The organism is Nocardiopsis sp. B62 (assembly GCF_018070675.1).
Classification (GTDB): domain Bacteria; phylum Actinomycetota; class Actinomycetes; order Streptosporangiales; family Streptosporangiaceae; genus Nocardiopsis; species Nocardiopsis prasina.
Genome location: NZ_JAGPXK010000008.1, coordinates 224,759 through 233,219, shown reverse-complemented (window position 1 = coordinate 233,219; position 8,461 = coordinate 224,759). Strand labels below are relative to the sequence as shown.

The window sequence follows — 8,461 nt, the reverse complement described above, 5'->3', positions numbered from 1 at the left end:
CGGGAAGTACCGGGTCCGGGCCGCCGTGGTTCACGGACCCGGGGCTCAGGCGGTGCCGGGGCTCAGGCAGTGCCGGGGCTCAGGCGGTGCCGAGCGCCTCGGTGGGGTGCTGTGCGGCGGCCCGCAGGGCGGGCACGATCCCGGCCACCGCGCCGATGACCACCGTCGCCGCCACCGCGCCCGCCCCCGCCCACCAGGGCAGGGAGACCGGCCAGCCGCGCAGCAGCGCGTACCCCGCTGTGGCCAGGGAACCCAGGAGCACCCCGAACACCCCGCCCAGCGCGGACAGGGCCATCGCCTCCACCAGGAACTGGCCCCGGATGTCGCGGCGGGTGGCACCCAGGGCGCGCCGCAGACCGATCTCGCCCCGGCGCTCCAGCACGGAGATGACCATCGTGTTGGCCACCCCCACACCGCCCACGAGCAGGGCGACCCCGCCCAGCCCGAGCAGCAGGCCCTGGAAGGTCTGGTCAGCGGCCTGCTGGGCCTCCAGCGCGTCCGACGGGCGGGACACCTTGGCCTCGTTCGGCTTCTCCGGGTTGGCGTTGCGGCCCACTTCGTCCCGGACCCGTTCCACCTGGTCGGGGTCGACCCGCACGTACACCGTGGAGGCCTCACCCTTGGCGCCCAGCACGTCCTCGGCGACCCGCTGGCCGACCAGCGCGGCGTTGTCCAGCTCCGGTGCCAGTTCCACCCGTTCCAGCACACCGACCACGGAGAAGTAGGTGTCCCCGATCAGCACCAGCGTGTCCGGGCTGATCCGGTCCACGCCGAGGCGCCCGGCCGCCGACGCGCCGAGCACGACCGCGGGGTGGTCCGAGGTGGCCTCGTTCAGCCACGTGCCCTCGTCCACTTCGGCGCGGACCGCCTCCAGCAGGTCGAGGTCGACCCCGTAGGCGGCGATCCCGCCCGACTCGGCGCTCGGTACGAGGTCGCTCCGGTAGACGTGGGTCCCGCTCACCTGCTCCACCTGCGAGGTGTGCTCGACCTCCGGCATCCGGTCGATCCGCCCCCGCGCCTCCTCGGGCAGCTTGGCGGCGTCGCCGAACAGGTCCTCGCCCGGAGCGACGGTGACCAGGTTGGTGCCCAGCCGGGCGATCCGCTGTCCGAGTTCGGCCTGGCCTGAGGAGGAGACCCCCACCACCGCGACCATCGCGGCGATCCCGATGGCGATGCCCAGGGCGGAGAGCACCACCCGTGTGGGCCGGGCGCGCAGCCCGCTCGACCCGGTGCGCAACCGGTCGACCAGCGAGAGTCGCGCGGGGCGCAGCGGTGATCGGCGGTCGTGCCACTGCCGCAGGAATCCCCTCACCGGCCCGCCTCCGCCCGGCTCCACGTACCTTGCGGGCCCGGAGCGACGCCCGGCGCCGGGGATTTCGCGGAGGTCGGCGGGACACCCAGGGCTCCTGGGTCTCCCGCTCCCCGTGAGGTACCCGAGTCCGCGACCACACGGCCGTCGCGCACCTCCACGCGGCGCGGCAGGGAGGCGGCCAGTTCACGGTCGTGGGTGATCACCACGACCGTGACTCCGTCCCCGTTCAGCTCCCGGAGCACCCGCATCACGGCGTCGCCGGAGGCGGTGTCCAGCGCCCCGGTGGGCTCGTCGGCCAGGAGCAGCGGCGGCGAACCCACCACGGCCCGGGCGATCGCGACCCTCTGCTTCTGCCCTCCGGAGAGCTCGTGCGGCCGGTGGTGGGCCCGGTCCGCCAACCCCACGCGCTCCAGTGCCCGCCGGGCCCGCCGCACGCGGGTGCGGGCCGGGACGCCGGAGTACAGCAGGCCGTCGGCCACGTTGTCCACCGCGTACACGTTGGGTGCCAGGTGGAACTGCTGGAAGACGAACCCGATCGTCCGCGCCCGCAGCGCGGAGAGCTGGTCGTCGGTGAGCTCGCCGACGTCGTGGCCGAACACGCGCACGTGGCCGGAGGTCGGGGCGTCCAGGGTGCCGAGCAGGTTGAGCAGCGTGGACTTCCCCGACCCCGAGGGGCCCACGATCGCGAGCATCTCCCCCCGCTCGACGTTCAGGTCCACGCCGTCCAGCGCCCGAACCCCGCCCGGATAGTGGCGGCTCACCCCGGTGAACTCCACGGCGGTCATTCGGGAACCACCACCTCGGTGCCCGCGTCGACGCCGTCGCCGGTCACCTCCACGAGCCCGTCGGAGAACCAGCCGGTCTCCACCGGGACGTCCCTCACCGCTCCGTCGCCGCCCACCACGGACAGCCCGTAGCCTCCTCCGGAGAGGGCGATCAGGGCACCGACCGGGGCGGCGAGCACGTCCTCGCGCGACTCCCCCTTGGCCCGGACCTTGACCGGCGCCTGGTCCAGGAAGCCCTCGGTGCCGTCGCCGTCCGTGTCGAGGGAGACCAGTACCTCCACGGTGGCCGAGCCACCCCCGCCCATACCGGACTCGTCCTCCTCCACCTGGGCCACGTCCCCCACGGACTCCACTTCGCCGTCGACCGTCTGGCCGTCCGGCATCTCCACCGCGACCTCGTCGCCCTCGTCGACGAGGTCGCGGTCGCCCACCTTGAGGTCGATCCGGACGACTCGGTGGGTGGACGCGGTGGTGAGCAGGGGGGTCGCCGGTCCCACGCTCTCGCCGACCGCCGCCTCGTGGCCGGTCACCCGGACCGGTCCGGAGACGTACCAGATCTGGTCGGGCTCGACCGTGCCGGTGACCTCCATTCCCTCGGTGTCCCTCTGCCAGCGCCTGACCGCCTCGGCGGTGAGCCACGTGTACTCGTCGTCCACGGTGAACCCGCCGTACCCGAGTTCGGCGAGCGCCTGCTCGAACTGGCGCACGTCCGGCCCCCTGGAGCCGGGCTCCAGGGTCCGGTAGGCGGGCTTGTCCCCGCGCAGGAGGATGACCGGACGGCCGTCGATCTCCCAGGCCCGCTGCCCGGCGGAGCGCTCGGCGCCGACCTCGGGCAGCCAGGTGAGCACCCCGTCGGAGCGGGCGAAGAACGATCCCGCTCCCGCGTAACCGAGGGTGCCGTCCAGGCGCTCCTCGCGCAGCAGGGTGGTGCGTTCGACGGCGGCGGTGGCGCCGGGGGCGGTGGTCTCCTCCTCCTTGGCGCCCTGCGGCCAGCCCCAGGCCGTCACCGCGGCCCCGGCGCACAGGACCACGAGGCTCAGCAGCGCCGCCGCCAGCCACAGGAATCCCCGGTTCCACCGGGGCCGACGCCGTTCGGTGTCGTCGGCCCCGTCCTCGGGGAGGAGTTCGGTGTCCGCGCTCACGAGTCGTCCTCGGGGCCGGCCTCGAGCTCCAGGCTCCGCCCGCCCTCCTCGGTGCAGGAGCTGACGGCCGCCATGTGCTCGTCGTCCTCGGGGTCGACCGGGATGGCGAGGCCCATGCCGCGCTCGGGGTCCTCGACGTCGATGCCGTTCTCCCGCAGGCACTCGGCCACCATGAGGTCGGACTCGAACTGTTCCTCCTCGGAGGGCGCGTTCTCGTCCACCGGGAGGAGCGCGTCGCACTCCTCCATGGCCGCGAGCATCTCCTCGTCCGGTTCCTCCATGGCGGGGAGGGCGACCATGCCGCCGTCCGAGTCGGGGTCGGGCATGTCAAAACCGGCGTCGCGCATGCAGGCGGCGTAGTCCAGCATCGCCTCCTCCATGGTCTTCTCCTCGGTGGACTCCGGGTCCGCCGCGTCGTCGCCGCCGATGGCCCCGCAGCCGGTGAGCAGGAGTCCGGCCGCCGCCGTGGCCACGGCCGTGAGGGTCAGTGAACGCATGTGGTCCTCCAGGTTCGGGCGCCGTTTCCGCCGACGCCGCTCGTGGGTTGCACGCCACATGTCAGCGGGACCACGGTTAGCCGGTGGTTAGGGTCAGCCGGGATCCTGGGCCCCCGGTTCCCCGGCCAGGCGGGGGTTCGGCGGGGTTAACCTCGGCCTAACCGGGCGGCGGATAGTGCTGGTCAGTCGGGAAAGCGACGGCTGGAGACTGGGGCGAGGGGGAAGCGTGCGCATTCTGGTGGTGGAGGACGAGCCCGACCTGGCGGAGACGGTCGCCGAGGGGCTGCGCGGTGAGGGCATGGCGGTGGACGTGTGCCACGACGGCGACACCGGGCTGGAGATGGCCACCGTGCACGACTACGACGTGGTCGTTCTGGACCGCGACCTGCCGGTGCTGCACGGGGACCAGGTGTGCCTGCGGATCGCGGAGGACCCCGGGGTGCAGGCCCGCGTGCTGATGCTCACCGCCGCCGGTGGCCTGGAGGACCGGGTGGACGGGCTCGACCTGGGTGCCGACGACTACCTGGCCAAGCCCTTCGCGTACCTGGAGCTGGTGGCGCGGGTGCGTGCGCTGGGCCGTCGGGCGCGGCCGGCCGCCCCTCCCACGCTCAGTAGGGCGGGTCTGGTGCTGGACACCACCCGCCGGACCGCCTCCCGGGACGGGCGGGCGCTCGCGCTCTCACCCAAGGAGCTGGGCGTGCTGGAGGAGCTGCTGCGCGCGGACGGGGCGCCGGTGACCGCGACCCACCTGATCGAGAAGGTGTGGGACGCCCACCTGGACCCGTTCAGCGGGGTGCTGAAGGTGGTGGTGCACGGGTTGCGCCGCAAGCTCGGTGCGCCCGCGGTGATCGAGACCGTCCCCGGCCACGGATACCGGATCTGACGTGGCCGCCTCATCCGCGGTCTCCGGAGTGACGCGTCGGTGGCTGGACCGGTTCGCCAGCCTGACCCTGCGCACGAAGCTCGCCCTCGTCTACACGGGGGTCTTCGCGCTCGGCGGGGCGCTGCTCCTCGCCGCCAACTACGCGATGGTCTCCGCGAGCCTGGAGATGCGGGGGGTGGAGCTGTCGACGACGGCGGTGATTCCCAACGGCGACCCGGCCGAGACCCTCGTCGCCCCGGCACCGACCGTTCCCGCGCAGACCGGTGAGGCGGCACCGGTCACCGGGTGGGAGGAGACCGAGCCCCTGGCCGTCCTGGTCGACGACTACCAGGTGGGGGTGCTGTCGGACCTGCTCCTGAACTCGGTGCTGATCCTGCTGGGCGTCACCCTGCTGGCCGCGCTGGCCGGGTGGGTGATCGCGGGCGGGCCGCTCCGGCGCCTGCACCGGGTGACCGACGCCGCGCGCACCCTGTCCGAGAACGACCTGCACAGCAGGCTGGACCTGCACGGGCCGGACGACGAGTTCCGGGAACTGGGCGACACCTTCGACGGGATGCTGTCCCGACTGGAACGGGCCTTCGACTCCCAGCGCCGGTTCGTCTCCAACGCCTCGCACGAGCTGCGCACGCCGTTGTCGGTGCAGCGTGCGGCGCTGGAGGTGCCCCTGGCCCAGGACCGGGTGCCCGACGACCTGCGGCCCGCCTTCCGCAGGGCGCTGGACTCGGTGGCGCGCAGTGAGGCGCTGATCAGCGGGTTGCTGTTGCTCGCCCGGTCAGATCGGGGGCTGGCGCGAACCGAGGAGGTGGACCTGGCCGAGGTGGTCCACGGTGCGGTCGCCCAGCAGGCGGGCGCGGCCGAGGAAGAGGGGGTGGACCTGCGGTTGGACGTGGAACCCGCTCCGGTGGACGGCGATCCGGTTCTGTTGGAGCACCTGGTGCGCAACCTGGTGGAGAACGCGGTCCGCTACAACACCGCCGACGGGTGGGTGGAGGTGCGGGTGCGCACGGCGGCGGGACGCACGGTGCTCAGGGTGACCAACTCCGGGACGGAGGTGCGTGACGCGGAGGAGCTGTTCGAGCCCTTCCACCGGGGAGACGCGGTCAGACTGCACCGGGACCGGCCCGGGAGCGGGCTCGGGCTGTCCATCGTCCGTTCGATCTCCACAGCCCACGGCGCCAAGGCCACCGCGAGGGCGCGGCCGGAGGGGGGTCTGGTGGTCACCGTGGGTTTCCCGGAGCTCTGAGTCGGGGGCGGCGCGTGTCCCCCGGTCCGGGGTTCGCGGCGCCGAGTTCCCCGGTTCCCGGGCGTAGGAGTAACGCGGTGACCTGCGGCGGAACGGTCGCGGGGACGCAACTCACCGTGACGAAAATACGCAACGAAAGCCGACCCCTGCCGCTGGGGCGGTCCCGGCGGCGGTCGTCGTAACGTTTCTCGACCGGTTATCCACAGGCTGGGGACGGAACCATGCCCCAGCCACCCGTGTCCCTCGTCCAGGAACACCTCAGCCGCTTGTGCTGCCCGAGCATCTGACTCCGCTCCCGGCACGCCGGGGATGGTCCCAGACGGCCGGGGTGCGTTGGTGACGCATGGACGGCGTCCACCCCGAAGCGCGCCGCACAGCCGTCTGTGGCGACTTGTACGTCGTCGCCATGTGAAGCACCCCAGGCCGCCGTGGCGGCCTGGGGGCGCTCTTCGTCGTTGGTGGGGTCAGGCCGTCATCAGCCCGAGGGCGTCGAGGTCCAGGCGTTCAGCGCGACGCGCGAGTAGGTACAGGTGTCCGGCGCTGCGGTCCTGCTCCTTGATCAGGTCGTACCCCTGGGTCTCGTAGTACTTGACCAACTCGGGGAAGTAGCAGCCACGTCGTACCCACTGGCGTCCCTGCCGAGCGGCCTGGTCGACCGCCCACAACGCGATCAAGGTCCCCGGCTTGTGCTCTCGGTAGGCCGGGTCAGTCACGGTCGTGAACAGGTAGAGGGCAGGGTCAGCCGCTTCCTCTGGGGTCCAGTCCTTCGGCGGTGAGTGCGTGGTCACCGTGGTGCATCCGACGACCCGGCCGCCATCTTCGAGAACCCACATGAACCCGGAACCGGCCTGCCCGGCGAGATCGTCGACTTCCTCGCGCCAGGACTCCAGACCGCGCTGTTCCTGCCACCCGCAGCGGGCACGGATCATCTCGGCCACACCCGTGACGTCATCCTCGGTGGCCGGTCGCATGGTGAACACGCTTCGTCCTCTCAACCAAGGAACGCCGAAGCGCTCATGTGCAGACTCAGAACCTCTAGAAGCTTCGCGTCTCGCTCCTCGACGTAGCTGTCGGCGGTCAGCCTCTCGACCGCGACCCTCAGCCCGTCCGGGTCGACCAGACCATCGAACAGAGGCGAACCCCCGGCCAGCATACGAGCGAACAGCTTCGGCGCGTGAGTAGTCAACGAATGTCCGATGACCTCAGCGAACGACTCGCGCTCCACCGGGTGAATGACGTCCTCACTCATACCGAGCGCGCCCAGGCGTCGCCGCTGCACCTGCTTCAACTCGCGCCACGCGAACGGCAACTGCTCGCCCAGTTCAACCATGGCCGGATCAGCGAACGGGTGCACCGGCCACAACCCTTCCCGCAGCAGGGGCGGGGCCGTGGTCTCCAGCGACAACAGCGTCATGGAGTTGACCAGGGCCGGGGGCGCGATGCCGTCGTCGGAGAACTCCAACGCGGACTGAGCGCGCGGTCCGACCCACGGCAGGATCTGGGCGTCGGTGATCTCGCCCAACCCCTTGTGGGGCTCTTCCGCCTGGGTGAGCGCGACCATCTCATCACCGCCCAGTCCGGTCACCACCGTGCGGGCGCCAGCCTCGGCCACCGCCCGCGCCATCTGCGTGAACGGGTAGTGCAATGGCTCCTCGGTCGGCGCGGTCACACCTCCGCGAACCCACCGGCACTCGGGCGCCAGGGGCGGGTACTTCATGGCGTCGATGACGATGTCGAGGTCAGCGAACCTCACCCGGTCGCGGAGCTCGGCGCGGCGCCGGATCTGCTGCTCCCGCCCCGGGCCGCCGATCACCAGGGTGGCTGTGGGGAACAGGCCCGGATGGCGCTCGGCCGCGCGAGTGGCCACGGTGCCCGAGTCGAACCCGCCGGTCAGGTGAAACAGGGTGCTCCCTCGGGCCCAGGGGCGGCGGTCCATTGCGGTGTCCATGGTCGCGACGAACGCGCCCAGGACGTCGGCGCCTGGCGCCAGCTCCCGGGGAGTGCGGTGCAGCGCTGGGGCGGGGTAGCTGATCCACAGGTGCCCGCCATAGTGCGCGGTCGCGCGTTCGGTGAGCCGCTGGACGCCCCGGAACAGGGTGTCGGTGCTGTACCGGGGCCGGTAGATCAACAGCCGTGCGGCCTCCTTGGGGTTGATCCCGGTGGCGTGGGCGCGCAGATCGGCCATGTCCCAGGAGCCGAACAAGGTTCGCCCGTCGTTGGCCAGGTAGAGCGGCGTGGTTCGAGCTGATCCGGCGGTCACCCGCACGGGGCGTGCGGGTTCGGCCTCCACGAGTACGAAGTCGGTCGGCCAGTGGGTGGCGGCCTCGCGCGCCTGGTCGTACTCGGCCGAGGTGAGGGTGCGGACCTCGGGGTCACAGGCCGGTCGGTTGGCGACGCGCTCCCGGACGACGATCAGGGTCCGGCGCTCGTCAGTCGCCGCCAAGTGCTCCACCATCGAGTGGGTGAAGGGTTCGATTCGGCTCCTGGTGTCCTGGGAGATGTAACACGCCCCGGACCAGCTCCAGGTGAGATTTTCGCTGTAGGGGGTCAACTGCAATCGCAACATGGAGTGCTCCGGGGCGTGCGTTGATTCAGCGGG

Annotated in this window: 8 protein-coding genes; 2 read left to right on the top strand and 6 right to left on the bottom strand. The window is 72.0% G+C overall.

Going from position 1 to position 8,461, the window contains the following annotated elements:
- Nucleotides 1-79: 79 nt before the first annotated feature.
- Genes KBX21_RS12075 through KBX21_RS12060 form a run of 4 tightly spaced genes read right to left on the bottom strand, consistent with a single transcriptional unit; the run spans nt 80 to nt 3,736 of the window.
- A complete protein-coding gene (locus KBX21_RS12075; protein WP_307869194.1) occupies nt 80-1,312 on the bottom strand; it encodes an ABC transporter permease in 1,233 nt (410 codons plus the stop codon).
- The gene (locus KBX21_RS12070) at nt 1,309-2,097 is read right to left on the bottom strand and encodes an ABC transporter ATP-binding protein (protein ID WP_210841926.1); all 789 of its coding nucleotides are present in this window, start codon (nt 2,095-2,097) and stop codon (nt 1,309-1,311) included. The genes KBX21_RS12075 and KBX21_RS12070 overlap by 4 nt, the downstream gene beginning before the upstream one ends.
- Nucleotides 2,094-3,239 carry a peptidoglycan-binding protein gene (locus KBX21_RS12065; protein ID WP_210841925.1) on the bottom strand — a complete coding sequence of 382 codons (1,146 nt, stop codon included), beginning with the start codon at nt 3,237-3,239 and terminating at the stop codon, nt 2,094-2,096. Before KBX21_RS12065 ends, KBX21_RS12070 begins: the two co-directional genes overlap by 4 nt.
- Nucleotides 3,236-3,736, bottom strand: a complete 501-nt coding sequence (locus KBX21_RS12060; protein ID WP_049579702.1) for a hypothetical protein — start codon at nt 3,734-3,736, stop codon at nt 3,236-3,238. The genes KBX21_RS12065 and KBX21_RS12060 overlap by 4 nt, the downstream gene beginning before the upstream one ends.
- Before the next feature lie 226 nt (nt 3,737-3,962).
- Between KBX21_RS12060 and KBX21_RS12055 the strand changes: the two genes are divergently transcribed.
- Nucleotides 3,963-4,619 (top strand): response regulator transcription factor, encoded by a 657-nt coding sequence (locus KBX21_RS12055; RefSeq protein WP_210841924.1) that lies wholly within the window; start codon nt 3,963-3,965, stop codon nt 4,617-4,619.
- Between the two features lies 1 nt (nt 4,620).
- Nucleotides 4,621-5,862, top strand: a complete 1,242-nt coding sequence (locus KBX21_RS12050) for an ATP-binding protein (protein WP_307869193.1) — start codon at nt 4,621-4,623, stop codon at nt 5,860-5,862.
- 464 nt (nt 5,863-6,326) lie between these two features.
- Here KBX21_RS12050 and KBX21_RS12045 read toward each other — a convergent pair whose 3' ends face one another.
- Both KBX21_RS12045 and KBX21_RS12040 read right to left on the bottom strand, forming a co-directional pair.
- On the bottom strand, nt 6,327-6,842 hold the full coding sequence (locus KBX21_RS12045; RefSeq protein WP_049579710.1) for a GNAT family N-acetyltransferase: 516 nt from the start codon (nt 6,840-6,842) through the stop codon (nt 6,327-6,329).
- An 11-nt stretch (nt 6,843-6,853) separates the two neighbouring features.
- Nucleotides 6,854-8,428, bottom strand: coding sequence for an asparagine synthase-related protein (locus KBX21_RS12040; RefSeq protein ID WP_210841923.1), 1,575 nt, complete (start codon nt 8,426-8,428; stop codon nt 6,854-6,856).
- Nucleotides 8,429-8,461: the final 33 nt, after the last annotated feature.

Bases quoted from the DNA above. Each gene is read 5' to 3' on its own strand.
- KBX21_RS12040 (WP_210841923.1), bottom strand. From the start codon at position 8,428: ATGTTGCGATTGCAGTTGACCCCCTACAGCGAAAATCTCACCTGGAGC.
- KBX21_RS12070 (WP_210841926.1), bottom strand. From the start codon at position 2,097: ATGACCGCCGTGGAGTTCACCGGGGTGAGCCGCCACTATCCGGGCGGG.
- KBX21_RS12060 (WP_049579702.1), bottom strand. From the start codon at position 3,736: ATGCGTTCACTGACCCTCACGGCCGTGGCCACGGCGGCGGCCGGACTC.